This is a genomic window from Lysobacter sp. ESA13C (genome assembly GCF_019970005.1).
GTDB lineage: Bacteria > Pseudomonadota > Gammaproteobacteria > Xanthomonadales > Xanthomonadaceae > Lysobacter > Lysobacter antibioticus_B.
The window spans coordinates 642,738-669,614 of the sequence record NZ_JAHXYK010000002.1; the positions used below are offsets into that span (position 1 = coordinate 642,738).

Annotated in this window: 25 protein-coding genes and 1 pseudogene; 18 read left to right on the forward strand and 8 right to left on the reverse strand. The window is 63.8% G+C overall.

From position 1 onward, the window contains the following. Window positions 1–144: 144 nt before the first annotated feature. The 8 genes from LC490_RS05945 to LC490_RS05980 form a co-directional block, all read right to left on the reverse strand. Entirely contained in the window at window positions 145–711 is a 567-nt protein-coding gene (locus LC490_RS05945) for a DsbE family thiol:disulfide interchange protein (RefSeq protein ID WP_031370726.1), read from the reverse strand. Beyond that, on the reverse strand, window positions 708–2,711 hold the full coding sequence (locus LC490_RS05950; protein WP_223619584.1) for a heme lyase CcmF/NrfE family subunit: 2,004 nt from the start codon (window positions 2,709–2,711) through the stop codon (window positions 708–710). The genes LC490_RS05945 and LC490_RS05950 overlap by 4 nt, the downstream gene beginning before the upstream one ends. A 195-nt stretch (window positions 2,712–2,906) precedes the next feature. Next, a complete protein-coding gene (gene ccmE / locus LC490_RS05955) occupies window positions 2,907–3,374 on the reverse strand; it encodes a cytochrome c maturation protein CcmE (protein WP_031370728.1) in 468 nt (155 codons plus the stop codon). Then, entirely contained in the window at window positions 3,371–3,535 is a 165-nt protein-coding gene (gene ccmD / locus LC490_RS05960; RefSeq protein ID WP_223619585.1) for a heme exporter protein CcmD, read from the reverse strand. Before ccmD ends, ccmE begins: the two co-directional genes overlap by 4 nt. After that, window positions 3,535–4,296, reverse strand: a complete 762-nt coding sequence (gene ccmC / locus LC490_RS05965; RefSeq protein ID WP_031370730.1) for a heme ABC transporter permease CcmC — start codon at window positions 4,294–4,296, stop codon at window positions 3,535–3,537. Before ccmC ends, ccmD begins: the two co-directional genes overlap by 1 nt. Before the next feature lie 89 nt (window positions 4,297–4,385). Further along, the gene (ccmB, locus tag LC490_RS05970) at window positions 4,386–5,102 is read right to left on the reverse strand and encodes a heme exporter protein CcmB (protein ID WP_036148003.1); all 717 of its coding nucleotides are present in this window, start codon (window positions 5,100–5,102) and stop codon (window positions 4,386–4,388) included. Beyond that, window positions 5,099–5,743 (reverse strand): heme ABC exporter ATP-binding protein CcmA, encoded by a 645-nt coding sequence (ccmA, locus tag LC490_RS05975; protein ID WP_223619586.1) that lies wholly within the window; start codon window positions 5,741–5,743, stop codon window positions 5,099–5,101. Before ccmA ends, ccmB begins: the two co-directional genes overlap by 4 nt. Before the next feature lie 118 nt (window positions 5,744–5,861). After that, entirely contained in the window at window positions 5,862–6,335 is a 474-nt protein-coding gene (locus tag LC490_RS05980) for a DUF3293 domain-containing protein (protein ID WP_051884444.1), read from the reverse strand. Between the two features lie 176 nt (window positions 6,336–6,511). Here LC490_RS05980 and LC490_RS05985 point away from each other — a divergent pair, with 176 nt between their 5' ends. From LC490_RS05985 to LC490_RS06085, 18 genes and pseudogenes are all read left to right on the forward strand, one after another. Continuing rightward, on the forward strand, window positions 6,512–7,660 hold the full coding sequence (locus LC490_RS05985; protein WP_223619587.1) for a pyridoxal phosphate-dependent aminotransferase: 1,149 nt from the start codon (window positions 6,512–6,514) through the stop codon (window positions 7,658–7,660). A gap of 414 nt (window positions 7,661–8,074) precedes the next feature. Next, a pseudogene (locus LC490_RS05990) lies at window positions 8,075–8,437 on the forward strand (hypothetical protein); the annotation flags it as partial. A gap of 281 nt (window positions 8,438–8,718) precedes the next feature. Beyond that, window positions 8,719–9,741, forward strand: coding sequence for a type IV secretion system protein (locus tag LC490_RS05995; protein ID WP_036148033.1), 1,023 nt, complete (start codon window positions 8,719–8,721; stop codon window positions 9,739–9,741). After that, window positions 9,738–10,505: a TrbG/VirB9 family P-type conjugative transfer protein gene (locus LC490_RS06005; protein WP_031370737.1), complete on the forward strand. Its 768-nt coding sequence runs from the start codon at window positions 9,738–9,740 to the stop codon at window positions 10,503–10,505. Before LC490_RS05995 ends, LC490_RS06005 begins: the two co-directional genes overlap by 4 nt. Further along, window positions 10,502–11,722 (forward strand): TrbI/VirB10 family protein, encoded by a 1,221-nt coding sequence (locus LC490_RS06010; RefSeq protein WP_031370738.1) that lies wholly within the window; start codon window positions 10,502–10,504, stop codon window positions 11,720–11,722. The genes LC490_RS06005 and LC490_RS06010 overlap by 4 nt, the downstream gene beginning before the upstream one ends. A 28-nt stretch (window positions 11,723–11,750) precedes the next feature. Beyond that, window positions 11,751–12,788 carry a P-type DNA transfer ATPase VirB11 gene (virB11, locus tag LC490_RS06015; RefSeq protein WP_031370739.1) on the forward strand — a complete coding sequence of 346 codons (1,038 nt, stop codon included), beginning with the start codon at window positions 11,751–11,753 and terminating at the stop codon, window positions 12,786–12,788. A gap of 181 nt (window positions 12,789–12,969) precedes the next feature. Further along, on the forward strand, window positions 12,970–13,788 hold the full coding sequence (locus tag LC490_RS06020) for a lytic transglycosylase domain-containing protein (protein WP_200875796.1): 819 nt from the start codon (window positions 12,970–12,972) through the stop codon (window positions 13,786–13,788). Between the two features lie 111 nt (window positions 13,789–13,899). Then, complete coding sequence (locus LC490_RS06025) at window positions 13,900–14,268, forward strand: TrbC/VirB2 family protein (RefSeq protein ID WP_223619588.1); 369 nt, start codon at window positions 13,900–13,902, stop codon at window positions 14,266–14,268. Then, a complete protein-coding gene (locus LC490_RS06030; RefSeq protein WP_223619589.1) occupies window positions 14,261–14,575 on the forward strand; it encodes a VirB3 family type IV secretion system protein in 315 nt (104 codons plus the stop codon). The genes LC490_RS06025 and LC490_RS06030 overlap by 8 nt, the downstream gene beginning before the upstream one ends. Window positions 14,576–14,750: 175 nt before the next feature. Beyond that, window positions 14,751–17,207, forward strand: a complete 2,457-nt coding sequence (locus LC490_RS06035; RefSeq protein WP_031370743.1) for a VirB4 family type IV secretion/conjugal transfer ATPase — start codon at window positions 14,751–14,753, stop codon at window positions 17,205–17,207. 69 nt (window positions 17,208–17,276) lie between these two features. Next, complete coding sequence (locus tag LC490_RS06040) at window positions 17,277–18,041, forward strand: DUF4141 domain-containing protein (RefSeq protein WP_223619590.1); 765 nt, start codon at window positions 17,277–17,279, stop codon at window positions 18,039–18,041. Window positions 18,042–18,103: 62 nt separating this feature from the next. Next, on the forward strand, window positions 18,104–18,868 hold the full coding sequence (locus tag LC490_RS06045; RefSeq protein WP_223619591.1) for a DUF4141 domain-containing protein: 765 nt from the start codon (window positions 18,104–18,106) through the stop codon (window positions 18,866–18,868). Between the two features lie 93 nt (window positions 18,869–18,961). Then, on the forward strand, window positions 18,962–20,131 hold the full coding sequence (locus LC490_RS06050; RefSeq protein WP_223619592.1) for a type IV secretion system protein: 1,170 nt from the start codon (window positions 18,962–18,964) through the stop codon (window positions 20,129–20,131). Between the two features lie 1,248 nt (window positions 20,132–21,379). Further along, window positions 21,380–21,892: a DUF4189 domain-containing protein gene (locus LC490_RS06065; protein ID WP_081930613.1), complete on the forward strand. Its 513-nt coding sequence runs from the start codon at window positions 21,380–21,382 to the stop codon at window positions 21,890–21,892. A 420-nt stretch (window positions 21,893–22,312) separates the two neighbouring features. Beyond that, on the forward strand, window positions 22,313–22,840 hold the full coding sequence (locus LC490_RS06070; protein ID WP_223619593.1) for a hypothetical protein: 528 nt from the start codon (window positions 22,313–22,315) through the stop codon (window positions 22,838–22,840). A gap of 303 nt (window positions 22,841–23,143) precedes the next feature. Beyond that, the gene (locus LC490_RS06075) at window positions 23,144–24,250 is read left to right on the forward strand and encodes an XVIPCD domain-containing protein (protein WP_051884452.1); all 1,107 of its coding nucleotides are present in this window, start codon (window positions 23,144–23,146) and stop codon (window positions 24,248–24,250) included. Between the two features lie 396 nt (window positions 24,251–24,646). Next, window positions 24,647–25,324, forward strand: coding sequence for a hypothetical protein (locus LC490_RS06080; RefSeq protein WP_152566090.1), 678 nt, complete (start codon window positions 24,647–24,649; stop codon window positions 25,322–25,324). Window positions 25,325–25,377: 53 nt separating this feature from the next. After that, complete coding sequence (locus tag LC490_RS06085; protein WP_223619594.1) at window positions 25,378–26,754, forward strand: XVIPCD domain-containing protein; 1,377 nt, start codon at window positions 25,378–25,380, stop codon at window positions 26,752–26,754. The last annotated feature ends 123 nt before the right edge of the window (window positions 26,755–26,877 follow it).

Sequence of the window (26,877 nt, forward strand, 5' to 3'; positions counted from 1 at the left end):
TCAAAGGGGGGAGATCTTCGGTAGAGAGCGTCGTTACGGGCGAGACAGTAATGCGTCGGGAGACTGCATTGGCACCGACGAACCCGTGCTGTCCCCCCCTTTGCAAAAGGGGGGTAGGGGGGGATTTGCTCTCGCCGCAGTAGCTCATCGCGCCTTCTCGACTTCCGCCAGCTTCGGCAGCAACTCGTCGCGGATGGTCGCGTCGGTCAGCGGGCCGACGAACTTCCAGCGCACGATGCCCTTACCGTCGACCAGGAAGGTTTCCGGTGCGCCGTAAATGCCCCAATCGATCGCCGACTTGCCTTCGAAATCGGTGACCACGACCCAGTAGGGATTGCCGAACTGCTCCAGCCAACGCAGGGCGTCGGCGTGTTCGTCCTTCCAGTTGAAGCCGATCACGCGCACGCGCTTGGTCTCGGCGAAACGGGTCAGCACCGGATGTTCGTCGCGACAAGCCGGGCACCAACTGCCCCAGACGTTGAGCAGGTAGGGCTCGCCGCGCAGGTCGTCGGACGAGAGCAGGCGGCCGGCTTCGTGCAGCACCGGCAGCGAGAACGCCGGCGCCGGCTTGCCGATCAGCGGCGACGGCAGCGCCTCGCGGTTCGGCTTGCGGCTCAGCCAAACGCCGGCGGCGAGCAGCACGGCCAACGCAGCGAATACCGCCAACGGCAACCAGCGGCTGTTATTGCCGCGCGGGGTGGGGGTATTCATGCCTGTTCTCCTGCAATGGATCCTGCGACCGCAGCGGACACGGCCGGACGCGGTTCGGGCGAACGTCCGCCTTCCTCGCGTGCATCGGCCTTGACTCGGAAACGCCGGTCGGCCGCTGCGACGAAACCGCCGAGCATCATCAGCAAGGCGCCCAGCCAGACCCAGCGCACGAACGGTTTGATGTGCACGCGTACCGCCCAGGCGCCGTCGCCCAGCGATTCACCGAGGGCGACATACAGATCGCGGGTGATGCCGCGTTCGATCGCCGCTTCGGTCATGACCTGGCCGCCGCTGGCGTAGGCGCGTTTTTCCGGGTGCATGACCGCGAGCACTCGCTCGCCGTCGAACACGGTGACGGTGCCGTAATCGGCTTCGTAGTTGGGCCCGACACGATGGTCGACGCTGTCGAAGCGGAACGCGTAGCGGCCGAGGTCCAGGCTCTTGCCCGGCGTCAGCGCGACTTCGCGCTGCACGCTGAGGCCTTCGACCAGCAGGGCGCCGACCAGGAATACGGCGACGCCGAGATGGGCCAGGGTCATGCCGAGCATTTCGGCGGTGTAACGGGTGCCGTTGCCGCGCACGCGCGTCCACACGAAGCGCAAAGTGCCGGCCGCGACCCACACCGCGCCGCCGACGCCGGCGGCGACTTTCCACGGCCCCTGCGGCGCGAGGAAATAGGCCGCGATGGCCGCGCCGAGGGCGAGACCGGCCCAGGGCACCAGCATCGCCAAGGGGCGCGAGGGCTGCTCGCGCTGCCAGCGGAACAAGGGCCCGAACGGCAGCAACAACACCAACGGCGTCATCAGCAACACGAACATCAGCGAGAAATACGGCGGGCCGACCGAGATCTTGCCGAGTTCCAGCGCATCGGCCAGCAAGGGATACAAGGTGCCCAGCAGGACCATCGCGCAGGCGGTGGCGAGCAGCAGATTGTTGGCGAGCAACAAGGTCTCGCGCGAACTGAGCTCGAACGGCTTGCCGCCGTCGTCGTCGCCGGACGGTACGCGCAGTGCGTACAGCAGCAGCGAGCCGCCGATGACGATGCCGAGGAAGATCAGCACGAACAGGCCGCGCGAAGGATCGGCGGCGAAGGCGTGCACGCTGGTCAGCACGCCGGAACGGACCAGGAAGGTGCCGAGCAGCGACAGCGAGAATGCGGCGATCGCGAGCAACAGGGTCCAGCCGCGGAAGCTGCCGCGCTTTTCGGTGACCGCCTGCGAATGCAGCAGGGCGGCGCCGGCGAGCCAGGGCATGAAGCTGGCGTTCTCGACCGGGTCCCAGAACCACCAGCCGCCCCAGCCGAGTTCGTAATAGGCCCACCACGAACCCAGGGCGATGCCCAGGGTGAGGAAGGCCCAGGCGATATTGGTCCACGGCCGCGTCCAGCGCAGCCAGCGCGCGTCGACCTTGCCGTCGAGCAAGGCGGCGATGGCGAAGGCGAACGGCACCGAGAAGCCGACGTAGCCGATATACAGCATCGGCGGATGGATGATCAGGCCGGGGTCCTGCAGCAGCGGATTGAGATCGCGGCCTTCGGCGACCGCCGGCAGCAGGCGCGCGAACGGATTGCTGGTGAAGATCAGGAAGGCGAGGAAGCCGACGCTGATCACGCCCATGACCGCGAGCACGCGCGAGATCACCTCGGGCGGCAAGGCCTTGGAGAAGCGCGCGACCGCTGCGGTCCACAGCGCCAGCACCAGCGCCCACAGCAGCAACGAACCCTCGTGCGCGCCCCACACCGCCGAATAGCGATACGCCATCGGCAGCAGCGAATTGCTGTTCTCGGCGACATAGCGCAGCGAGAAATCCTGGGTGACGAAGGCTTCGGTCAGGATCAGGAAGGCGAAGCCGACCAGGATCAGCTGCGCGTAGGCCGCCGGCCGCGCGATCGCCATCCACGGCGCGATGCCGCGATGCGCGCCGAGCATCGGCAGGCTGGCCTGCACGATGGAGATCAGCAGGGCGAGGATCAGGGCGATCTGGCCGAGTTCAGGCAGCATGGTAGGCGCCCTTGCAGAAGATCAGGGATGGGGCAACAGCAACGGCAAATCTCCCGCGGCCCCCCTTTTTCAAAGGGGGAAGACCAGCGGAGTTATCAAAGCGAGTAGATCCCCGAGAGCCAGTCCGTGCTGTTCCCTCCTTTGAAAAAGGGGGGCAGGGGGGATTTGCTCTCGCTACCGCAACGGTCACTGCGATCAACGCGCCGGCTCCGCGCCGCCGGGGGCGGCGACGTCGTGCTTCTTGTGCGCCGCGCCCATCTTGTCGGCGACTTCCTTCGGCATGTAGGTCTCGTCGTGCTTGGCGAGAATCTCCTCGGCGACGAAGGTGTCGCCCTGCATGCGGCCGGTTGCGACCACCGCCTGCTTCTCGCGGAACAGGTCGGGCAGGATGCCGGTGTAGGCGACCGCCAACTCGGCGTCGCCGTCGGTGACGCGGAATTGCGAATCCAGGGTGCCCTGGGTGCGCTTGAACGAACCCGCCGCGACCATGCCGCCGAGGCGGAAACGCGCTCGCTCGCTGGCTTCGCCGCGCAGGATCTCGCTCGGCGTGTACAGATAGGCGACATTGCGCTGCAAGGCGGTGGCGACCAGGGCGGTCGCGGCGCCGGCGGCGGCGACCAGTCCGACTACCCAGAGCAGGCGGCGACGGCGAGTGGGGTTCATCGACTCAATTCACTTGTCTGGCTACGCGCTGCGCTGCGGGCCGCGCGCGCGCGCGCCAGGCGCAATTCGCGGCGGATCTGCAGCCGGCCGGCGACGAAGTCCCAGCCCAGCACGATGGCGAAAACCGCATACGCGGCGATGATGTATTCCTGGTATTCCATTATCGGCGGCCCTCGCTCGTGGCGCCGGCGAGTTCGGCGACCCAGGCCTTGCCCTGTTCGCGGCGCAGGTTGTCGGCGCGCGCCCGCGTCAGCAGGGCGCCGATGAACCACAGCTTGGTGCCGACGATCATCCAGATCAGCGGCGCCATCATGCTCGCGTCCATGCTCGACTTGCCGAGCAGGCTGATGGTCTGGCCCTGGTGCAGCGAGTTCCACCACACCACCGAATAACGGATCACCGGCAGCAGGGCCACGCCCACGATCGCCAGCAAGGCGGCGGCGCGCGCCGCGGCGCGGCGGTCGTCGATGGCGTTGTACAGGCCGATCACGCCGAGATACAGGAACAGCAGGATCAGCTCGGTGGTCAGGCGCGGGTCCCAGTCCCACCAGGTGCCCCACATCGGCTTGCCCCAGATCGAACCGGTCGCCAGTGTGATCAGGGTGAAGCCGGCGCCGATCGGCGCGCAGGCCATAGCCAGGATCTCGCACAGTTTGATGCGCCAGACCAGGGCGATGGCGGCATAGAACGCCATCAGGGCGAACACCGCCATGCTCATCCAGGCGCTGGGCACGTGGATATAGAGGATGCGGAAGCTGTCCTTCTGTTGGTAGTCGGCCGGCACCAGGAACAGGGCCGAGTACAGGCCCCAGGCCATGACCAGCAGGCCCAGGCCGTAGCCCCAGGGCGCCCAACGCGCGGCGAAGCGGTCGAAGTAGGGCGGCGAGCCGAGTGTGTGGAACCAGCGGACGAGGGGATTCATTCAGTGGTTCGTTCGGGGTCTGGGTCGCGAGCGGCCTGGAGCGGTGGGACGCGGCCAAGCGGCGGCCGCGCAGGATCTGTTCGGTGCGATCAGTTCAATGCGATGCGGATCGCCGCGGCGGCCGCCAGCGGCGCCAGCAACAGGGCGACCACCAGTCCGGCGGCCAGCAACAGCAACGCGCCTACCGGGTCCAATCCCTGGGCCGAGCGAGCCACGCTGCCCGCCCCGAACACCAGCACCGGGACATACAGCGGCAGCGCCAACAAGGCCACAAGGATACCAGAGCGCCGCATCCCGACCGTCAGCGCGGCCACGACCGCGCCGAGCAGACTCAGCAGCGGCGTGCCCAGCGCGAGCGAGGCCAGCAGCACTGGCAATTGCTCGCGCGGCAGGTATAGCAGCTCGCCGAGGAAGGGGGTCGCGACCAGCAGCGGCAGGGCGGTAGTGGCCCAGTGCATGAAGGTGCGCACCGCGACCAGCCAGCCCAGCGGCACCGGCGCCAGCATCCATTGCTCCAGCGAGCCGTCCTCGGCGTCGCCACGGAACAAGGTGTCGAGGGCGAGTAGGCCGGCCAGCAGCGCCGACAGCCACAGCACCCCGCCGGACACCTTCGCCAAGGCCTGCTTCTCGCCGCCCAGGGCCAGGGCGAACAGCACCACCACCAGCAAGGCGAACAGCGCCGGCTGCAGGGCGTCGCCGCGGCGGCGCCAGAGCAGGCGCAGGTCGCGCGCCATCAGGGCGCGGGCCGAGCCGATCAGGCCGGGCGTGGCGGCGGTCAGGCTGGGATTGCGTTGGCGCGCGCTCATACCGCCTTCTCCATGACCAGCATACGGGTGCGCACCGGCGGCGCGGCATAGGCGCCGTGGGTGGTGACCAGGGCGGCGCCGCCCTCGCGCAGGTGTGCCTGGACCATCCGATTGACCAGTTCGATGCCTTCCAGGTCGAGATTGGCGTAGGGCTCGTCGAGCAGCCACAGCGGTGCCGGCGCCATCCACAGGCGGGCCAGCGACAGGCGCTTCTTCTGTCCGGCCGACAGCTGGCGGGCGAGGGCATCCTCGTAGCCGGCCAGGCCGACGATGGCCAGGGCGTTCTCGGGCAGCTGGCCGCGCCGGCGCCCCTGCAGGCCGCACAGGAAGTTCAGGTTTTCCATCGCGCTGAGGTCGGCCTTCAGCCCGGGCAGATGGCCGAGGTAAGCGATCGCCCGGGCGCGGCGCGCCGGGTCGGACGGTTCGCCGTCGAGTTCGATCTCGCCCTCGTCGGCCCGCAACAGACCGGCCAGTACCCGCAGCAGCGTGGTCTTGCCGGCGCCGTTGTCGCCCTGCACGAGCAAGGCCTCGCCGGCGTCGACCGCGAAATCGAGCGGCCCGAACACGGGTTCGTCGTTGCGCGCAAAGCGCAGTCCGCGGGCTTGCAACAGCGGCGGGGCAGTACGTTCGTGTGAGGTCATCGGTCGGGTGCGGGCGCCCGGTCGGGTCGCGGAGCGCGCATTTTATGCGAGTCCGCCGCCAATCCCCCATGAGCGAGCGAGGGCGAGGGCGGCCGCGCCGGCCCGGATCGCGCCCGACTCAATCGCCGAGCCAGTCGGTGTATTCCGAGCGCTCGGCATTGGCCGGGCGCGCGATCAGCATGCGCAAGCGCACCGGCTCGCCGCGGCGCCAGGCCAACACCCCGGCCTGGCCGAAATCGCGGGCCAGGGCATGGGCGAGGCTTTCGTCGAGGTCGGCCAACAGCCAGCCCGGCTCGCGCCATTCGCCTGCGCTGTCTTCGGCCCAGGCGGCGTGGCGTTGCACCCCAGCGGCATCCAGGCGCGCCACCAGTCGTTCGTCGGCGGCGCGGTTGGCGCTGTCGGAGTGCGGTTCGGACGCCGGGTTCCAGGCGGTCACGAACATATAGTGAGTCGCCGGCCAGTACGCTTCGAGGTCCCTGGCCGGGCGGCCGACCCGTAAGGGCAGCGCGTCTCCGTCGAGGGCCACCGCATAGTCCGCGGCGGCGTAAGCGACCGCCAGTTCGGCAGCATTGACGACTTGTAGTTCGCGCATGGCGTCAGTGTCCCGAGCCTGGGCGGACAGTGCAATGCCCGTTGATCGGCGGCTGTCCAATGGGTCGGGCGCATATCGATATGTCGACTCGGACGGCTTGCGGCCGGATGCGATCTAACGGCCTGCAACACCGCACCGTTACACTCGATGCCCCGTACGCGATCCGTTCCCGGCCCATGACGCTCGAAACCAAGCTGCCGAAAGTCGGCACCACCATCTTTACCGTGATGTCGCAGCTCGCCCTCGAGCACCAGGCGGTCAATCTGGGGCAGGGCTTTCCCGACTTCGACGTGCCGGCGCGGCTGGTCGAGTCGCTGGCGCGGGCGATGAAGGACGGCAAGAACCAATACGCGCCGATGACCGGCATCCCGGCCCTGCGCCAGGCCATCGCCGCCAAGACCGAGCGCTGCTACGGCCACCGTCCCGACGCCGACAGCGAGATCACCGTGGTGTCCGGCGCCAGCGAGGCGATCTTCGATGCGGTCCAGGCGGTGGTCCGCCCGGGCGAAGAAGTGATCGTGCTCGATCCCTGCTACGACAGCTACGAGCCGGCCATCGACCTGGCCGGCGGCCGCGCCGTGCATGTCCCGCTCGACCCGCAGACCTTCGCCGTCGACTGGGACCAGGTGCGCGCCGCGATCACCCCCAAGACCCGGCTGTTGATGATCAACTCGCCGCACAACCCGTCCGGGGCCATGTTCGATGCGAACGACATCGCGCGCCTGAGCGAGCTGCTGCGCGAGCACGATATCTGGCTGTTGTCGGACGAAGTCTACGAACACATCGTGTTCGACGGGCTGCGCCACGAGTCGATCCTGCGCTACCCGGAGTTGCGCGCGCGCGCCTTCGTGGTGTCGAGCTTCGGCAAGACCTACCACTGCACCGGCTGGAAGATCGGCTACTGCATCGCGCCGCCGGCGTTGTCGGCCGAGTTGCGCAAGGTCCATCAGTACAACAGCTTCTGCAGCTTCGCCCCGGCGCAGTGGGCTTTCGCCGAGATGATCGAGGCCGAGCCGGAGCACTACCTGGGCCTCGGCGATTTCTACCAGGCCAAGCGCGATCGGTTTCGCGAGCAACTTTCGACCACGCGCCTGAAGCCCCTGCCGGTGCCGGGCGGCTATTTCCAACTGGTCGACTACTCGGCGATCAGCGACCTCGACGACGCGGCCTTCTGCCGTTGGCTGACGATAGAGAAGGGCGTCGCGGCGATTCCGCTGTCGCCGTTCTACGAGTCGCCGCCGGCCGGGCAACGATTGGCGCGCCTGTGTTTCGCGAAGAACGAAGCGACCCTCGACGCGGCGATCGAACGCCTGGCCAGACTTTGAGTCGCAACTCTAGATTGCACTTTTTTCGTCGACCCACTTGCCGAAAGCTTTGACTTCGGTCTAATCTTCGTCTACGAGTGTCGTCAGACACACGTTTAACGGTACTACCGTGCTGTAGGGGAGTTCATGGACAGAACGATGATTACGCGTCGCGCGACTCGCGCGGCCTTACTTTCGCGACCCGGTGCAGAAAGGGCAGGCGTGTTACGCACTGCCACTGCAAAGGTGTCCGCCGTCTCATTTTGGCCGGCTTCGGTCCAGCAAATCCGTTACCAACAATGACCGCGGCGGGGCCAGTCGCGACGCACTGGCGAGTCCAGGCGTGGCTGGCGGCCTCAGCGGCGATTTCGTGCGTCAGTTCAATCAAATAAAGCCGGGGAAAGCGTGAGACATACAACTGCAACCAGCCCTCGTTTGTGGGTCGCGATTTTGCTGGCGATTGCGCTGGCAGGCTGCGCCACTCGACCCGCGCCGGATTTCGGCGGCCGCTGGAAGCCGGTCAACCGGTATTCCGAAGCCCCCAGTGAAATCCCGCTGCACCAGTCCTACGTGTTCTATCCGTCGCCGATGGACGGCACGTTGAAGAACATGCTGACGCGCTGGGCGACCGATTCGAATATGACCCTGGATTACCAGCATTATTCGGACTTCACCCTGCACCAGGCGGTGTCGCTGATCCACACCACCAGCCTGCCCGATGCGGTTTCGCAGCTGAATTCGGCGTATGCCGCGCAAGGCGTGGTCATCGCCCGCGAAGGCGACAAGATCGTGGTCCGCTCGGCCGTCGCCGCGCCGGCGCCGGGTCCCGCCGCGGCGGTGCCCGAGCCGGAGTCGAAGGCCAGCCGTCACGCCAAGACCAAGAGCGAGGCGGCCCCGGCCGAATCGCCCTCCGCGGATGCGGCGCCCTCGTCGGTCTCGACGACGGCGGTCGCGCAAACCGCAGCTCCGACGCCTTAACCATCGAACGGCTAACGCCGACCCGCTTGAGCGATCCGGTCTGCGTGCGCAAGCACGCGCGGTCGCCGGCAACGATTCCATAGTTATGGATGCAACATAAGATGTTCGGAAAAAAGCCCGTAACTCCGCAGATCGAGAACGCCGTCGCCAAGGCGGCCAACTACGAAGTCACCGTTGCCGACATAGCGCGACGCAGCGAACGCCGCGCCTGGATGGTGGCGTTCGCCTCGTTGGTGATGTCGCTGATCCTGGCCGGCGGATATTTCTACTTCCTGCCGCTGAAGGAAAAGGTGCCGTACCTGGTCATGGCCGATGCCTACACCGGCACCTCGACCGTGGCCCGCCTGCGCGACGACTTCGTCAACCCCAGCATCGCCAGCAGCGAGGCGATCAACAAGAGCAACATTTCGCACTTCGTGATGGCGCGCGAGTCCTACGACCACTCGCAGATCGGCGAGCGCGATTGGAGCACGGTGTTCGCGATGGCGGCCCCGCACGTCACCAGCGGCTACTCGCAGCTGTACGGCAACACCAATCCGAACAATCCGATCACCATCTTCGGCAAGGCCAAGACGGTCCGGGTCAAGATTCTCAGCATCCAGCTCAACGGCGAGCAGAACACCGGTCCGAAGCCGAAAGTCGCCACGGTTCGTTTCCAGCGCAGCGTGCTGAACAAGGACACCGGGTCTTCCGAGCCTCTGGACAGCAAGATCGCCACGATCGAGTACCTGTACAAGTCGAACCTCAAGATGGACGAGCGCAATCGCGTGCTCAATCCCTTGGGCTTCCAGGTGACCGGTTACCGCGTCGACAACGACTACGCCGCTTCGCCGCCGATCCAGAGCGAGTATCCGACCACGCCGGGCGCGGCTCCTGCTCCTGCTCCCGCGGCTGCGCCGCAGGGCCAGCTCATGCCCGACGGCACGATGGCGCCGGCTCCCGCTTATCCCGGCGCGGCTCCGGCCGCTCCCGGCGCCGCCCCAGGCTACCCGCCGACGGCACCGGCCCAGCCGGGCCAGCCCGGCGCGCCCGTTCCCCCCAATCCCGCCGCCAATCCGGCAATGACGCCGGCGGCACCCGCACCTGCACCGACTGGCAATGCGAATGGAGTCAGCAACCGATGAACTGCCTGCGTAAACACCGCTTGGCCGCCCTGCTGTTTCTGGCGGTTTCCGGCCTCGCGCTACCTGCCACGGCCCAGGTTATCCAGGAATACGAATACGAAGCCAACCGTATCTATCCGGTACGTACCGGCCTGGGCATCACCACCCAGATCGAGCTGAGCCCGAGCGAGAACATCCTCGACTACAGCACCGGCTTCAGCACCGGCTGGGATCTGAGCCGCCGCGACAACGTCTTCTACATCAAGCCCAAGAACGTCGACGTCGACACCAACATGATGATCCGTACGAGCACGCACTCGTACATCTTCGAGTTGAAGGTCGTCGCCACCGACTGGCGCGTGCTCGAGCAGGCCAAGCAGGCCGGCGTGCAGTACAAGATCAAGTTCGTCTACCCGAACGGCACCGAGTTTTCCGGCGCTCAGGAGACCAAGGTCGAGCCGGTTCCGGAGTTGAACACGACGCTCGACAAGAACCGCGTCTACAACTTCGACTACCAGTATTCGACCCGCAAGAAGCCCTCCTGGCTGGTGCCGACCAACGTCTACGACGACGGCCAGTTCACCTACATCAAGATCAGTGGACTGAAGAGCCTGCCGACCGGCAATTTCCCGGCCGTGTTCGGTCGCGAACGCGAAGGCAGCGAGGATTTCGTGGTCAACACCACGGTCGAGAACAACACGATCGTCGTCCACGGTACCTATCCCTACTTGATCATCCGGCACGGCAACAACGTCGTCGGTCTGCGCAGGAAGAAGCAGAAATGAGCCAGAACATGCCGCCCAACCCGCCTGGCCGCCCCGAGGACAACACGGGCACGTCGCAAGAAGGCAACTACGGCTACGCCGGTGCCAATCCCTATTACGGCCAGCAGGCCAGCGGCCCCGCGCCGGACCTGGATGCCGGTACCCCGACCCTGAAGTCCGCCGAAGCGCAAAAGCTCAACCGTAAGGCGCTGCTGTTCCTCGGCGGCATCGTGCTGTTGTTGATCATCGCCGCGCTGTGGATGTTCAACCGCGCGACTTCCGACGACGACGAGACGAAAAAGGTCAAGGAAGAGGAGATCAGCATCCCGGCGCTGCCCAAGCCGATCGAGGCGCCGTTGCCTCCGCCGGAGCCGATGCCGCCGATGCCGCCCTTGCCGATGGCCGAGCCGATGCCGCCGCCGCAGCCGCAGATGAACCAGCAGCCGCAGGAACAGGTCGAAGCCGGCCCGCGCGGTCCCAGCCTGATGGAACGCCGCATGGGCGAAATGGCCGGGCAGGGCGGTGGTAGCGGTGGACAAAGCCAAGAGGACCGTGTCGCGGCCCAGATCGCCGCGGCCGAAGCCCGCCTCAACCCGAAGGCCGCCGTCGTCGAGCCGCCGAAGGAAGTCGCCTTCGCACAGCCGATCTACAACCCCGATACCTTGCTGGTACGCGGTACATACATCCGCTGCGTGATGGAAACGCGAATCGTCACGGATCTGCCGGGCTTTACTTCGTGCATCGTCACCGAGCCGACCTACTCGATCAACGGCCGTCGTCTGTTGCTGCCGAAGGGCTCGAAGATCTCCGGTCGCTACCAGAACGACAACATCAACGGCCCGCGCGTTTCGGTCATTTGGGATCGCATCACCACCCCTAACGGCATCGACGTCAACATGGCCAGCCCGGGTATCGACAACCTCGGCGGTGCCGGCCACCCCGGCGATTTCAACGCGCACTGGGGCAGCCGTATCGCCTCGGCGCTGATGATCAGCCTGATCAGCGACGCGTTCAAATACGCAGCGGCCAAGAACGGTCCGGAAAGCACCACGATCACCAACAGCGGCAACGAGATCCAGCAGCCGTACGAGAGCAACACCGCTCGTGCGATGGAACGCCTGGCCAACCAGGCCCTGGACAAGAGCATCAACCGTCCGCCGACCGTGACCATCAACCAGGGCACGATCGTGAACGTCTATGTCGCCAAGGACGTCGACTTCTCGTCGGTCCTCAGGTGATATCGGCCACAGTGGTTAGTTGAGAGAAATGGATACAGACAATTCACCGATCGCCCAGGTATCCAACGCGTTCCTGGAATACCAGTACCAGGTGCTGGGCATCCACGAGTACATGAGCTCGCCGGATGTGACGGAAATCTGTATCAACCGGCCGGGGGAGCTCTATCTGGAGACCCGGTCGGGCTGGAACCGGATTGAAGTGCCGGGCCTGACGTTCGATCGGGCCCGGCAGTTCTGCACCGCGGTCGTCAACGAGAGCAACACCGGCCAACGCATCACCGATGCCGACCCGGTGGTCTCGTTAACGTTCCCGACCGGCCAGCGCGCCCAGTTCGTGATCCCGCCGGCGTGCGACGCCGGCAAGGTCTCGATCACGATCCGCCTGCCGTCCAAGCACAGCAAGACCCTCCAGCAGTACGAGGAGGACGGCTTCTTCGCCCAGGTCGTCGAGCAGACGCACGTGCTGAGCGAGCACGACCGCGAGCTGCTGGAGCTGCGCGCGTCGAGGAACTACGCCGAATTCTTCAAGAAAGCCGTCCAGTACAAGAAGAACGTCGTCGTCGCCGGCGCCACCGGCAGCGGCAAGACCACCTTCATGAAGTCGCTCGTCAACCACATTCCGGCCTACGAACGGCTGGTGACGATCGAGGACGCACGCGAGCTCTTCATCGAGCAGCCGAATGTGGTGCACTTGCTCTACTCAAAAGGTGGACAAAGCACGAGCAACGTCACGGCCAAGAGTTGCATGGAGGCCTGCCTGCGTATGAAGCCCGACCGGATCATCCTGGCCGAGTTGCGTGGCGACGAATCGTTCTACTTCATTCGTAACTGCGCCTCGGGCCACCCGGGATCGATCACCAGCTGCCACGCCGGCAGCATCACCCAGACCTGGGATCAGCTGGCGTTGATGGTGAAGGCTTCGAACGAGGGCTCGGGATTGGAATTCGCGGTCATCAAGCGCTTGTTGATGATGACCATCGACATCGTCGTGCACATCAAGGCCCACGCCGGGCAGCGCTATATCACGGGTATCGATTTCAATCCGGAACGCGCGCACGCCGAATAGGTGCGCTGCGTTCGGGAAATTCGTGAAAAAGTGACGTAAGTGTGCATAGTCATTGACAATCCTGGCTCCAACATGAATCATTGCGGCGTCGTTCCAACTGCTAGCAACCCATTCATTTTTGGTCTGTTTACAGGGGGTCGGCGCCAAGGTCGGCAGGGGGGATCAAGGAATGTTGCCCGGAATTGAGCTGATGAACTGCCCGGGCTTGGCAGTTCCACATGAAGTGATGCACCACGTCGTGCGCGTGGAGTCGTCCTTTAATCCCTACGCCATCGGCGTCGTGGGTGGCCGCCTTGTGCGCCAGCCCAAGAATCTCCCCGAAGCGATCGCCACTGTGCGCATGCTCGAGCGCCGCGGCTACAACTTTTCGCTCGGCGTCGCACAGGTCAACCGCTACAACCTTGGCAAGTACGGCCTGGACTCCTACGAGAAAGCCTTCGAGGCCTGTCCGAACCTGCAGGCCGGTTCGCGCATCCTGGCCGAGTGCTACAGCCGCTCCAACAACGACTGGGGCAAATCTTTCAGCTGTTACTACTCCGGCAACTTCGTCACCGGTTTCCGGCACGGTTACGTGCAGAAGATCTATGCCTCGATCAACCGCGCCGCGAGCGAAGTCTCCGATGGTCAGGCCATCGCCGTGATCAGCAAGTCGCCGCGTGCCGAGCCCGTTGGGGCGAGCGTCGCCGCGGCCGCCAAGCCGGTCTACGCGCCAGGCCGGCAGTCCGGCCCCCAGCGCCTGGCCGCCGCCTTGGCGACTTCGCAGCCGGCCCCGGCCCCGCCGCCGATGGCCGCGTCGATGCCCCAGTTGCCGTTATCTGCTACACCAATGCCAGTTTCTTCACCGCCTCCGGCCCAGCCCGTTTCGATGGGTATGGCCGCACTGACCCTGCAAGCGTCTCAACCGGTGAGAGTCATGCCGATGAACGCCGCCGCGGGGCCAGCCGCTGCCGCTGCTCCGGCCAAGGAGCCGTCGCCGGGAGACCAGGCCTTCGTTTTCTGACCACCGATCCACCAGCGCCAAACCCTTAGCTCCAATTCCCTAGCTCCACCCCTAGACCCACGATTCTTCTCCACCACCTTTGTCCACTCGCGAACTAGAAGGGATCTCTTCATGAACAACACCATTCTCAAGAACTTTGTCTCTGCCTTCGGCATGGCGGCTCTCTTCGTCAGCATGCTGGTCCTGCCGGAAGTGGCACTCGCTCAGCCGGGCGGCGGCGCCAATGCCGAAGAGCGCGTCAGCGGCTTCATCAACAACCTGAACTCGTTGCTCAATATCGCTTCGATCGCGGTCGTGACCATCGCCGTGATCTTCGCCGGCTACCAGATCGCGTTCGCTCACAAGCGCATCGCCGACGTCGCTCCGGTCCTGATCGGCGGCTTCCTGATCGGCGCGGCCGCCCAGCTGGCCAACATGGTGATCCCGGATGACGTCGGCCAGAACGTGATGGTGATGACGGCCCTGTCCTCGTATGCATAAGAACGCGCTGTTTCGCGGCTGTACGCGTCCGCCGATGTTCCTCGGCGTTCCGTACATTCCCTTCGCCTTCGGCGCCGGGACCTCGATGCTGCTGACGTTCTATATCGATATGTGGTGCATCTTGTTGCTGCCGGTGGTGATTTTCATCATGCGGCAGATGACCCGGCGAGATGAGCTGATCTTCCGCTTGCTGGGTCTGCGCTTCCAGTTCCGCACCCGCGTGCGGAACCTGGAGCACCACCAGGGCATGTGGGTGTTCACGCCGAACCTGTATCGCAGCCCCAGCGACAAGAAAGCGAAAAAATGAAGTCCCGGACGTCATTGCGGCTAGCCCGCAATGACGTCCGGCTTTGCCGGCAGCCGTTCGCGGCCGGCTGTTAGCCGAGTTCGCTGTCAGCCGAGTTCCTCGAGCGATTCAGCCGTCCCAGCCGTCCAGCCTCAAACAGCCGCTACATCCACCCCAGAAGGCACGTACTCACCCTATGTTGACGCCCGACGCTCCCATCAGCGAGTTCATCCCGCTGTCCACCCATGTATCGCCGACGGTGCTGAAGACGACCGGGGGCGACTTCCTGTTGGTGTGGCATTTGGGTGGGTTGCCTTTCGTCGGGCGCGAGGAGTGGGAGCTGGAGCACCGCCACAACACCTTCAACCGGATGCTGCAGACCCTGCGCGCGCCGGACTTCGTCAACGTGGCGTTCTGGGTGCACGACATCCGTCGTCGTCGCCGCGTCAACACCAAGAACCAGTTCGACCAGGTCTTCAACCAGGAATTGTCGGACGGCTACTTCGCGTCGTTGTCCAGTCAGAAGCTCATGCAGAACGAGCTGTACCTGACGATGATTTACCGCCCGATCGTGTCGGGCAAGCGCTTCGTCGAGAAGTCGACGAACGTCGAGCAGCTGAAGGAAGAGCAAGACCAGGCGATCGGCAAGCTCATGGAGCTGGCCAGCAACGTCGAGGCGGTCCTGAAGGACTACGCGCCGTACCGGCTGGGCATGTACGAAGCCAAGAACGGCCTGGTGTTCTCCGAGGCGCTGGAGTTCTTCGGCTACCTGCTCAACCGCATCGACGAGCCGGTGCCGGTGTTGCCGGCCCCGGTCTATAACTACCTGCCGGTCAGCCGGCACATGTTCTCGAACAAGTCCGGCGACTTCGTCATCAATACGCCGAACGGCGTGAATCATTTCGGTGCGATCCTCAACATCAAGGAATACACCGACGCCACGTACCCGGGCATCCTCAATGGCCTGAAGTACCTGGACTTCGAATACGTCGTGACGCATTCGTTCAGCCCGATGGGACGCCAGGACGCGCTGAAGGCGCTCGACCGCACCAAGGGCATGATGATTTCGTCCGGCGACAAGGCGGTCAGCCAGATCATCGAGCTCGACATGGCGATGGACCAGCTCGCCTCGGGCAACTTCGTGCTCGGCGAGTATCACTTCACCTTTACGGTGTACGCCGACAGCCAGGAAAAACTCGCCCAGCACCTGGCCATGTCGCGCGCCGAGTTGTCCAACGCCGGCTTCATTTCGGCCAAGGAAGACCTGGCCGTGGCGTCCTCGTTCTACGCCCAGTTCCCGGGCAACTGGAAGTACCGCACGCGCCTGGCCAATGTCAGCTCGCTGAACTTCCTCGGCCTGTCGCCGCTGCATAACTTCGCCACCGGCAAGAAAGAGAACAATCCCTGGGGCGACTGCGTCACCACCTTGCAGACGACCAACGGCCAGCCGTATTACTTCAATTTCCACGCGACCCATCCGGCCGAAAACTCGCTCGGCGAGAAGGCCATCGCCAATACCATGGTGATCGGTAAGTCGGGTACCGGTAAGACCGCGCTGATCAACTTCCTGTTGAGCCAGGTGCAGAAGCTCAAGCCGGTGCCGACGATCTTCTTCTTCGACAAGGATCGCGGCGCCGAGATCTTCGTGCGCGCCTGCGGCGGCAATTATCTCGCCCTCGAGAACGGTCAGCCCACCGGCTTCAATCCGTTCCAGTGCGAAAACAACGAAACCAATACCCAGTTCCTCTCGGATCTGATCAAGGTGTTGGCCGGCAAGACCGTGTATTCGGCGCGCGAGGAAGAGGACATTTTCCGCGCGGTCGAGAACATCCTCGACACGCCGCCGCACCTGCGCAGCATGACCAACCTGCAGAAGAGCCTGCCCAACATGGGTGACGACGGTCTGTATGCGCGCCTGCGCAAGTGGACCGCGGGCAATTCGCTGGGGTGGGTGTTCGACAACCCGGTCGATACGGTCAATCTCGAGAAAGCCAGCATCATCGGCTTCGACTACACCGACGTGATCGACAACCCCGAAGTGCGCGTGCCGGTGATCAATTACCTGCTGCACCGCCTCGAAGAGCTGATCGACGGCCGTCCGCTGATCTATGTCATGGACGAATTCTGGAAGATCCTCGACGGCAGCGGCGGCCTGAAGGAATTCGCCAAGAACAAGCAGAAGACCATCCGTAAACAAAACGGTATGGGCATCTTCGCGACCCAGAGCCCGGAAGACGCGCTGGCCAGCGACATCTCGGCATCGCTGATCGAACAGACCGCGACGCTGATCCTGCTGCCGAACCCGAACGCCAGCCGCGAAGACTACATCGAGGGCCTCAAGCTCACCGATGCCGAGTACCAGGTCGTGAAGGGCCTTGACGAGCGTTCGCGCTGCTTCCTGGTCAAGCAAGGCCACTCAGCGGTCGTCTGCCAGCTCAACCTGCGCGGCATGGACGACGCCTTGGCGGTCATTTCCGCTTCGACCGATAACATCGACATCATGCACCAGGTGCTCGAGAAGGCGGCCCACAAGAAGGGCATTACCCAGAACGATCTCGTTCCCGCCGATTGGCTGCAGGACTTTTTCGACAACCGCAAGGGTTCGGGCAAGGGCCCGGCCAAGAAGGCGGTTTCCGATTCCGCCGCGGCCTGAGCCTGGCGAACCGTTTATTCAGCAGTATCAGCAGTATCTGACGTCAACCATCAGATCAGGAGAAGGAAGATGAAATCGAACATTGCCAAGCAGGCGCGCACTAAGAAACTGGCTGTCTGCGCACTGGCGTTCAGTAGCGTGATGGCGGCCGGAAGCGTGAATGCGCAATGGGTGGTTACCGATCCTGGTCACACCATACAGAACGTCGTCCAGCAAATTATGGTCTCGGGCGAGCGTGCGATAGAGTTCGGCAAGCAGATTGACGAGTGGAAGAAACAATACGAGCACTTTCAGCAGCAGCTCATCAAGTTCCAGAGCTTCCTGAACAATCCGATCGCCTTGCCGAATTCGGAGCCCTGGGTCGAGTTGAACAAGGCCGAGGTCGTCAAGCAGAAATGCGGCGATGCCGGCGGCAGCCTGCTGGGCCGGCTGATGGACAGCGTCGGTTTGCAGCTCAACGGCGACCTGGCCAAGCAGCAGTTGCAGGTGTGCGTGAACATCGAAAGCGCCAAGGTCGACAAGTTCAACTACACCGTCAAGTTCGCTCGCGACTCGGTGCCGCAGATGCAGAGCCTGCTCGGCAAGATCCAGGGCCAGCGCGGGACCAGTAGCAGCCAGGGCAACATCCAGGGCGTGGACAGCGAATCGATGCGTCTGGCGAACGACCTGGACATCAAGTACCAATCCTGGCAGGCGCAAATGAAGACTTACGATGCCTACATCGCCGCGATGATGGATAAACAGAACACCTTGGCCACGCGCGCGCTCAAGGGCGAACCGAGCATGCTCGGCCAGGCGCTCAGCACCGCGGCCATGGCGGGCGCGCTGCAGTAAGTCGGGCTCATGAATCACTGATCGGCAATGCCAGTGGCAACTATCGGATCGGGAGAGGGAAGATGAAAATGAATGCCAAGCAGGCGTACAAGAAGAACCTTGCGGTTGGCGTCCTGGCGCTGGGCTGTGTCATGGCGGCCGGCAGCGTCAACGCGCAATGGGTCGTCACCGATCCGGGGCATATGGCCGCGAACATCGGTCAGCAGATCAAGACCAGTGTCGAGCGCGCGGCAGAGTTCGGCAAGGAAATGGCCGAGTGGAAGAAGCAGTACGACCACTTCCAGCAGCAGCTCATCAAGTTCCAGAGTTTCCTCGACAACCCCATTGCCTTGCCGACCTCCGAGCCCTGGCGCGAGTTGGATAAGGCGCAGGTGGTCGAGCAGCGCTGCCGCCAGACAGGCGGCGGCAGCATTCTGGGCAATCTGATGTCCCGTGTGGGCCTGAACCTCGACGGCGACTTGTCCGAGCAGCAGATGCAGATCTGCGTGAACATCGAGAGCGCCAAGGTTGAGAAGTTCAACTACACCGTCAGGTTCTCGCGCGACACCGTGCCGGAAATGCAGCGCTTGCTCGGCCAGGTACAGAGCCAGCGCGGGACCAGCAGCGATCAGGGCAACGTGGAAGGCGTGGATAGCGAATCGATGCGCCTGGCGAACGATCTCGATATCAAATACCAGATGTACCAGGCGCAGATGGCTATCTACGACGCCTACATCGTGGCGATGGTCGACAAGCAGAACACGCTCGCCAAGCGCGGCCTGAAAGGCCAGCAGACGCTGATCGGCTCGGCCATCAGCACGGCGGCGATGGCAGGGGCTCTGCAATGACAAGGGCGAACGGCGACGTTCGAATCAAGGCCGCTCTCCGCATGCGGATGAGCCGGGCCGGCAACAGCGATTCCAGGGATAGCGGGTGCAGCGATGATTAAGGGATTTAACCTCAGCGGCGGCTGGCTGCCGAACTCCAGTCCACTGGATTGGCTCAACTTGCGCATCGATTCGGTCGGGGATTTTGTTTTCTTCCGTCTGATCCTGACCTACTTGCGTCGCGAGATCCAAAAATTCGGTCTCGACCTGATGGGCAACGCGATGCAGTGGGTCGGCGGTATCGCGCTGACCTTGATGACCTTGTGGATCCTGTTGCAGGGCTACCGCATCGTTACCGGCATGTCGCGCGAACCGATGATGGCGCTGGTGACCAATTCGTTGCGCGCGACCTTCATCGTCGCGATCGCGACTTCGATGGGCGTGTTCGGAACGGACTTGCACGAGTTCCTGACCGACGACGTCAAGAAGGAAATCAACTGGGTCGTCACTGGCGATCAGAATTCCACCCCGGAGCAACAGATCGACAAGAACCTGGGGTGGATGCAATTGGCCTGGTCGAGCATCGACGCGATGCAGATCGTCAGCGATCCAGCCTTGACCGACGAAAAGACCCGGGCGATGTGGGCGGTCGGTTTCGGCACCGGCGGGCCTGCGATTACCGCGGGTATTTCGTTGCTGCTTTATGAAATTGCGATGGCTTTGTTCATCGGATTGGGACCGATATTCATATTGTGTTTGCTCTTCGACCAGACAAAGCAACTGTTCAGCAAGTGGCTGTACTATGGCATCGGAACCATGTTTTCGATGGCGATGTTGAGTGCGATGGTCGCGATTGCCATGGAGATGGTCGCCAAGGTGGCGGCGGTTTTCTGGGGCACTGCGATCGCTGGTGCGATTCTGGGTTCCCAGTTCACCTCGGGCATGTCGAGTCAGGCATTGCAGCAGGGCGGTCTGGGTTTGATCCTGACGGTGCTCATCATCAGCGCACCGCCGATGGCCGCGATGTTCTTCCAGGGCGTGTTGGGTCAGTTCAGTTCGTACAACCAGTTCCAAGGTCAAACCGGTCAGTCGGGTTCGCCGGGCGCAGGCATTCCGCCGCACTACAGCGGTGGTGGACAGCCGCCGCAGCGGGCCGCCGAATCGCAAGGTAGTCAGTACCACTCACAAATGCAGTCCCAAGCTGCCGCTCCGCGATTCTCAGGCCAGCAGGCTAACGCGGAACCCTCACCGGGGCAGCGCGGGTTGGCAGGTAGCAAGGAATAGGAGCTCTTAGCATGAAAGCAGTCAGCCTCTTGGTACTCACTGGTCTCTCTGCTTTTTTTGCTGGACCTGCTTTGGCGCAATGCCCGGCCGGTATTCCATCAGGAGGGAATCCGTCATGTATACCTCCGAGCGCTTGGCCGCAGAATGCTCCTGCACAGCAGGCGGTCCCCGCGCCTCCGAGCTGGAAGTTGACCTGGGGTGCCATCGCTATCGATTTGGATAGCGGTGATGTAGGAACTGCGGTTGGTAAGCCCAGTAAAAGAAAGGCTGAGCGAGAGGCTTTAGATCGTTGTCAAGCGAGTGGCGCGACCGGTTGCAAGAAGGTTCTGTTCTCTTATCAAAACCAGTGTGCGGTCATCGCTTGGCCCGCCGTCGTAGGCGTCGGTGCAGGAGTTATCGCGCAAAGCGGTGCTAGCGTCGCTGCAGCAAGTGAAATCGCACTAAAAAGATGTGCGGGTACCAGTGTTGGCGACAGCGGGAAATGCCGGATCGTTTATTCTGAGTGCTCTGACCCGGTGCTCGTGTCGCGGTAATTTCGTTCTGAGAGTGGTCGTACTAATAAGTGGCTAAGAAAGCCCGCGTCATCGAGATGCGGGCTTTTTTATTGGTATGTTGCAGTCACGCTCGATGGCTTAGGCGCATAGCGCTGTTCTATTTGGAGACAATGCAATGAAGGCTGCTTGTCTCGTATTACTCGGTGTATTCGCACTTAGCCCCGCTGCGAAGGCTCAGTGTCCAGCCGGTATCCCTGCTGCCGGGAATCCTTCTTGCATCCCTCCGAATGCATGGCCTCAGAACGCGCCTGTACGCCAAGATCCTTCGCCGTCGCGCTGGGAGAGTCGCTGGGGAGCGATCGCGACGGATGCTCCGAAAGCAGTCTTAGGCACCTCGACCGGAATGAAATCCAAGCGGCAGGCGGAAGCGCAGGCACTTTCGCAATGCCGTAAGAGAGGGGGCAAAAATTGCGTCCTGGATGTCTCGTACTTCGATCAATGCGCGATCCTTGTTACGGGCGACAAGAAATACAGCGTTCACACTGCTGCGACTGTCGACAGAGCTTCTGAGCTGGGTATGCGCCAGTGCAGCAATGACGACGTGAACTGCCGTATTCACTACACGAATTGCAGCCCTCCGGAGTTGATGCGATAACCGCATCTTCACGAGTGGTTCGATTTGATGGGGCGAGAAGAGTGACGAGTGCGGGCGAACGTCCTTCTCTCGGTAGGTAAGGAAACAAGGAATGTTGAAATGAAAGTCGCGTATTTATTCGTGGTTCTTGGTATTGGGTTGCTGTGGAACGACGACTCAATGGCGCAGTGTCCCGCAGGCATTCCTTCGGCGGGCAATCCGCAATGCCTTCCTCCGAGCGCATGGCCGCAGAATGCAGCAGCCTCGCGAGCCGTGCCTGCGGAGCCAAGCTGGAAACTGACTTGGGGTGCTATTGCGATTGATCCGATCAGCGGAGATGTAGGCACTTCGGTCGGCAACTTCAGCAGGAAGAAGGCCGAGCAGGAAGCCTTGAAGCGTTGTGCCGCGAGTGGCGCGAGCGGTTGCAAGAAGCTGCTTTTCGCCTATGAGAACCAGTGCGCCGTCATCGCTTGGCCTTCGGTACCGGGTGCAACCATCGTCACGCAAGGCGGTTCTACGATAGAAGTCGCGACAGGGCTCGCGATGAAGAGTTGTATCGGCGACGATGCCAGTAATAATCGCGGGTGCCGTATCGTCTATTCGGAGTGCACCAAACCGGTGCTTGTGCAGTAGCTTTGAAAAGCGTAGCCATGTCGCCCTGCTGGCACGCAATAAGAATTCGCTTAGATGACAGACCGGCTTAGAAAAAAGGGCGGTGCCAGACCGTCTATTCGGAATGTTCGGAGCCCGTGCTCGTGCTGCCGTGAGGAATACGAATGGGGCTCGAGAGACCCGATCCGGTCGAAGCGAGACGCTCTAGGTGGCTGTGAACCTTCGACGCTTGATCTGATCTCTGATCTCTGGTCTTGGGTTGGCTGCAGACTCTCCAATGAACAGGGAAGGGTGGGCGCGACCCTCGAGCCCGCTCCCACAGGCGACCGACTTTGCCTCGTTCATCGGCTTCACCCCGGCCCGATTCCGTCGGGTCCGCAGGCCGGCCGAGCGCGTTTGCGGCTGTGCTAACCTGCGGTTCTGGGCTGCAAAGGAGTCGCAGTGAAGCCGAATCGAATCATCCTGTTGCTGTTGGCCGTCTCGCTCTGCGCATGCAGCGCGGACTCGGGCCGGGGACAGGCGGACGCGGCGCCAGCGGTCAAAGCACAAGCGCAAACCGACAGCGCTGCGCCTATGGAGAACGCGATGGATAGCAACGCTTCCGAAGCCACGGCCGAAGCGGTCGTCGCCAAGAGCCCGACCCGCTCGTCGACCGAGTTGCAGGCCGCCTTCAAGAAGGACATGGCCTACGCCGATCTTCGCAAGCTGGTGCTCGAGGGCGGCTGGACCCCGGTGGTGGAGCCGGCCTGCAAGAAAAATGTGGGCGGCGAAGCTGAAATTTGTGATCAAATTCCCGAATTGGATGCTTGCAGCGGCGACGGCTACTGCATAATGCACTTTGAAAGCGTCAGCAGCGGCGAGAAGTTGGACGTGACGACCTATGGAATGGTCGAGGACTGGAACGTCGCTGGTGAGGATTCGCGCTTGAACGTTACCGAGTGGGGCTTCGCGAAAGCCTCCAAGGGCTGAGGACAGGCCAGGAGGCCGCTCCAGCTCGCAAGAAATCGTGGCGCAGATGCGCCATTGCGGTCCCGGGTCTGCAAGTGCCCGGTCCGTAAAGTCGAAGTCGGCTCCGGCCGGTTTCGCATGGCCTGGAAAGATTCAGGATGAATCGGTTTTCCAGGTAACCATCGACTTACTTGCTTGAGCTGGAGGCTCACTACAATGGGAAACAGACTAGGCGACCTCATCGCGCAAGGTGAGGGCGGATACAACTCATACAATCGCGGAAGCGCGGGCGACGCCCGTGGCGCCACGATTGATTTTTCGCGCATGACCGTCGGCGAGCTGCAAGAAGCGCAGCACCTGCCGCGACGCGATCCCGACCGCCTGTTCGCGGTCGGCAAGTATCAAATCATCCCCGGCACCATGGACGGCGCAGTCCGCGGGCTTCGGCTCGACCCGGACCAGCGCTTCACCCCTGAGCTGCAGGAGCGGATCTTCTCCGATTACCTGATCGTCCAGAAGCGCCCCGACATCCACGGCTACATCACCGGCAAGCCCGGCGTGTCGCTGCACGATGCGCAGGAAGCGATGGCGGCCGAATGGGCCAGCGTGGCCGATCCCGACACCGGCCGCAGCCGTTACGGCGGAATGGGGGGCAATCGCGCTTCCATCTCGGCCGAGCGGGCCGGCGAAGCGCTGCAGGCGATGCGGGCCGAGTACAAGGCCGCGATCGACCAGGGCCTTACGCCGCAAGCCGCCTGGCGGGCCGTCAACGACGCATCCCCGACCCAGGGCCAGACCCAGACGACGCCGCGCGCACCCGAAAGGGATGCGATGGCCGATGGCGTGTTGAAGCGTGGCGAGCATGGCGCGGAAGTGCGCGGCATGCAGGAAACGCTCAACAAACTCGGCTACCGCGACGCGCAAGGGCAGCCGCTCAAGGCCGACGGCGACTTCGGCGATCGCAGCAAGCAAGCGCTGCAGGCGTTCCAGCAGGCCCATGGCCTGAAGGACGACGGCATTGCCGGCCCCAAGACGCTGGAAGCGTTGAAGAAGGCCGAGCAGGCGCCCTTGTTGTCGAATGCGGCGCATCCGGACCATGCGATGTTCAAGGGCGCGGTGGACGGGCTGGAAAAGCTCGGTCCGCAGGCGTTCCACAATCGCCAGGAACTGGAGCGCGCTGCGGCGACGCTGACGTACGAGGCCAAGGTGAGCGGTCTGAACCGGATCGATCACGTGGTGCCGAATGCGGACGGAAGCGGGCTGTTTGCGGTCCAGGGCGGCTTGACCGACCCGGGCAGCCAACGTGCCCACGTCAACAAGGCTCAGGCGGCGAACCAGCCGGTCGAGCAGTCGACGTTCCAGGTCCAGCAGGACGCACCGCAGCAGGCCGCGCCGACGCAAGAGCACAAGCCGAAGGTTCTGACCGCCTAAGCATGCGGCGCTCCGTTCGCGCATGCGATCGGAACGCCGTCTTGCTCGGTCGGCGTCGCCTCGTGCCCGTCGTTGCGTGCGCGCAAGCGTGCGTGTCGGCTCAGCGGTGGTCGCGTCCGTTCGGTGGCTCCCAGTTCTTTCGCCGTCGTGCGCCGGTCTGGTCAGGCCGTCCCGGTCGTGCCCGTGTCAGCGACTTTCTTTCAGCCAGCCGGGCCCGGCCAGCACTGCGAGCGCAGTCTGTTCCGCTGCCGCGTTCGGCGATTGAATGCGGACTCGATTGAATGCCGACTCAATTGAACGCGGATCCAATTGAGCTCGAATCCAATGGAACTCGGATCCAATTGAGCTCGGATCCACCCGCGACACCCCGTTACCTCGATCAGTCAAGGAATTGCTATGAAATCTGTGAATCTCTTGGGCATCGCACTGTTGACCGTGTTGAGCGGCTGCCAGGGCGGCACTGCGGCGAACGGCGAAACGTCGGCAGCGCCGGCGGCCGCGACCACCGCTGCAACCGAGACGGCATCGCAAGCACCGGCCCCGGCAACTGCGGCTCCCGCAGTGCCGGCACCGGCTGCGACCGCAGCGCCCGCCGGCGACGGCCGTTCGCTGTGCGCGGCCGACGAGGACGTGGTGATCTCGTGCACCCTCGCCGGCGCCGAGAAGAAGCTCGCGTCGCTGTGCGCATCGAAGGGCGTGACCGACCAGTCGGGTTATGTCTACTTCGCCCAGGGAACCGCAGGTCATAACGATTACGTTTACCCCGCGGACAAGTCCGCTCCGGCGCGTCGCTTCAAGCGCACGCAACTGGGTTTTGCCGGCAACACCGGCGGTTACGCCTATTCGTTCGAGGACGGCGGCCGCAAGCACATTTTCTACTCGGTGTCCGGCGAAATGGGGCTGGAAGAGCAGGGCGTGATGGTGGTGGCCGACGCGGCCGCGAAGCCCGAGACCGCGCTGAGCTGCGAGAAGGACAGCGTGATCCGCAACGAAGACAACGTCTTGTTCAAGTTCACCCGTAGCTGGGACCGCGACGCGCAGCTCGATAAGCGCGGCCTGCCGCCCAGGAATTAATTCATCGGCCGGACCGGGTCCGGCCGCTATCGAAGATCCATCAAGGAGGAATTATGTCGACCCCAAACAATCGTGATTTTCTGCTGCTCCGCGCCTATGAAGCGGGCATCCGCGATCCGAAGGAACTGGCCGGGTTCATGGGCCAGATGCAGGTCGAGTCCGGCGGCTTCAAGAGCATGCACGAGGGGCTGGGCTACAGCAGCGAGCGCCTGCTCGAAGTGTTCCCGGGCCGCAACGGCATGGACACCAAGGCCGAGGCCGACGCGATCGTCCGCGGCGGCCGCGATGCGATCGCCAATGCGATCTACGGCGGCGCCTGGGGCCGCGAAAACCTCGGCAACACCGAGCCGGGCGACGGCGCGCGTTTCCACGGCCGCGGCTATGTCCAGCTGACCGGCCGCGACAATTACGAGCGCGTTGCGCGCGAGATCGGCATCGACGTGGTCCGTAACCCGGACCTGGCTTCCGATCGCGAGAACGCGGCCAAGATCGCCGTGCACTACTGGCAGGGCCGGGTGGTGCCGAACGGTCACCAGACCAATGTTCGCGAAGCCACCCACGACATCAACGGCGGCTACAACCACCTCAAGGAACGCCGGGAAGCGGTGGGCCAGTGGGAACGCGCGCTGACTCCGGAAGTGATGGAACGCTTGGCGCGCGGCGAAGTGGCGCTGCCGGCCGCCCCGGGACAGCGCGATGCGATGGCCGACGGCGTGCTCAAGCTCAACGAGCGCGGCCCGGCGGTGCAGCAGATGCAGGAGCAGCTCAAGCGCCTCGGCATTCGCGACGCCCAGGGCAACGAGATCAATCCCGACGGCCATTTCGGCGCCCACACCAAGGAAGCGCTGCAGACATTCCAGCGCGAACACGGCCTCAAGGACGACGGCATCGCCGGTAGCAAGACCTTGGAAGCACTGCGCAACGCGCAGCCGAACCAGCAGCAGGGCGCTCGCGACGGCGCTCAGCCGGCTGCGCAGGATCGCGCCCAGCAGGAGGCCACTCAGCAAGGCCGCGCCACGCCGACGCCGCAGCAGGCCGATCCGGCGCGCGCACCGTTGCTGTCGGACCCGGCCAACCGCGACAACGCGATGTACCGCCAAGCGCTCGAAGGCGTGGAACGCCTGGGCCCGCAGGCCGGCTTCCGCAACCGCGAAGACATGGAACGTGCCGCGGCCAGCCTGACCTATGAAGCGCGGGTCAGCGGTCTGAGCAAGATCGACCACGTCGTGCCGAGCGCGAACGGCACCGGTCTGTTCGCGGTGCAAGGCGAACTCACCGATCCGGGCAACCACCGCGTGCACGTCGACGGCCGCCAGGCGCGCCAGCAGACGGTCGAGCAGTCGAGCCAGCAGTTGCAGCAGGACGTGCAGCAGCAGGCACCGCAGACGCAGGAAGCGCGTCAGCAGCAAGCCAGGCCGATGATGGCCTGACCGAGTGGCCCCTCGCTCCCGCAGGACGCGGGAACGTGGGGCGGTTGGGTCTGGTGCGTCCGCCGCCGATACGGCGGGCGTACCAGACCGGCTCGTGTAGTGCGCCCCGGGCGGTGTTCGTCG

Excerpts from the sequence above, each read along its gene's own strand:
- LC490_RS05945 (WP_031370726.1), bottom strand. The coding sequence starts at position 711 with ATGAATACCCCCACCCCGCGCGGCAATAACAGCCGCTGGTTGCCGTTG.
- LC490_RS05950 (WP_223619584.1), bottom strand. The coding sequence starts at position 2,711 with ATGCTGCCTGAACTCGGCCAGATCGCCCTGATCCTCGCCCTGCTGATC.
- ccmE (WP_031370728.1), bottom strand. The coding sequence starts at position 3,374 with ATGAACCCCACTCGCCGTCGCCGCCTGCTCTGGGTAGTCGGACTGGTC.
- ccmD (WP_223619585.1), bottom strand. The coding sequence starts at position 3,535 with ATGGAATACCAGGAATACATCATCGCCGCGTATGCGGTTTTCGCCATC.
- ccmC (WP_031370730.1), bottom strand. The coding sequence starts at position 4,296 with ATGAATCCCCTCGTCCGCTGGTTCCACACACTCGGCTCGCCGCCCTAC.
- ccmB (WP_036148003.1), bottom strand. The coding sequence starts at position 5,102 with ATGAGCGCGCGCCAACGCAATCCCAGCCTGACCGCCGCCACGCCCGGC.
- ccmA (WP_223619586.1), bottom strand. The coding sequence starts at position 5,743 with ATGACCTCACACGAACGTACTGCCCCGCCGCTGTTGCAAGCCCGCGGA.
- LC490_RS05980 (WP_051884444.1), bottom strand. The coding sequence starts at position 6,335 with ATGCGCGAACTACAAGTCGTCAATGCTGCCGAACTGGCGGTCGCTTAC.
- LC490_RS05985 (WP_223619587.1), top strand. The coding sequence starts at position 6,512 with ATGACGCTCGAAACCAAGCTGCCGAAAGTCGGCACCACCATCTTTACC.
- LC490_RS05995 (WP_036148033.1), top strand. The coding sequence starts at position 8,719 with ATGTTCGGAAAAAAGCCCGTAACTCCGCAGATCGAGAACGCCGTCGCC.
- LC490_RS06005 (WP_031370737.1), top strand. The coding sequence starts at position 9,738 with ATGAACTGCCTGCGTAAACACCGCTTGGCCGCCCTGCTGTTTCTGGCG.
- LC490_RS06010 (WP_031370738.1), top strand. The coding sequence starts at position 10,502 with ATGAGCCAGAACATGCCGCCCAACCCGCCTGGCCGCCCCGAGGACAAC.
- virB11 (WP_031370739.1), top strand. The coding sequence starts at position 11,751 with ATGGATACAGACAATTCACCGATCGCCCAGGTATCCAACGCGTTCCTG.
- LC490_RS06025 (WP_223619588.1), top strand. The coding sequence starts at position 13,900 with ATGAACAACACCATTCTCAAGAACTTTGTCTCTGCCTTCGGCATGGCG.
- LC490_RS06030 (WP_223619589.1), top strand. The coding sequence starts at position 14,261 with ATGCATAAGAACGCGCTGTTTCGCGGCTGTACGCGTCCGCCGATGTTC.
- LC490_RS06035 (WP_031370743.1), top strand. The coding sequence starts at position 14,751 with ATGTTGACGCCCGACGCTCCCATCAGCGAGTTCATCCCGCTGTCCACC.
- LC490_RS06040 (WP_223619590.1), top strand. The coding sequence starts at position 17,277 with ATGAAATCGAACATTGCCAAGCAGGCGCGCACTAAGAAACTGGCTGTC.
- LC490_RS06045 (WP_223619591.1), top strand. The coding sequence starts at position 18,104 with ATGAAAATGAATGCCAAGCAGGCGTACAAGAAGAACCTTGCGGTTGGC.
- LC490_RS06050 (WP_223619592.1), top strand. The coding sequence starts at position 18,962 with ATGATTAAGGGATTTAACCTCAGCGGCGGCTGGCTGCCGAACTCCAGT.
- LC490_RS06065 (WP_081930613.1), top strand. The coding sequence starts at position 21,380 with ATGAAAGTCGCGTATTTATTCGTGGTTCTTGGTATTGGGTTGCTGTGG.
- LC490_RS06075 (WP_051884452.1), top strand. The coding sequence starts at position 23,144 with ATGACCGTCGGCGAGCTGCAAGAAGCGCAGCACCTGCCGCGACGCGAT.
- LC490_RS06080 (WP_152566090.1), top strand. The coding sequence starts at position 24,647 with ATGAAATCTGTGAATCTCTTGGGCATCGCACTGTTGACCGTGTTGAGC.
- LC490_RS06085 (WP_223619594.1), top strand. The coding sequence starts at position 25,378 with ATGTCGACCCCAAACAATCGTGATTTTCTGCTGCTCCGCGCCTATGAA.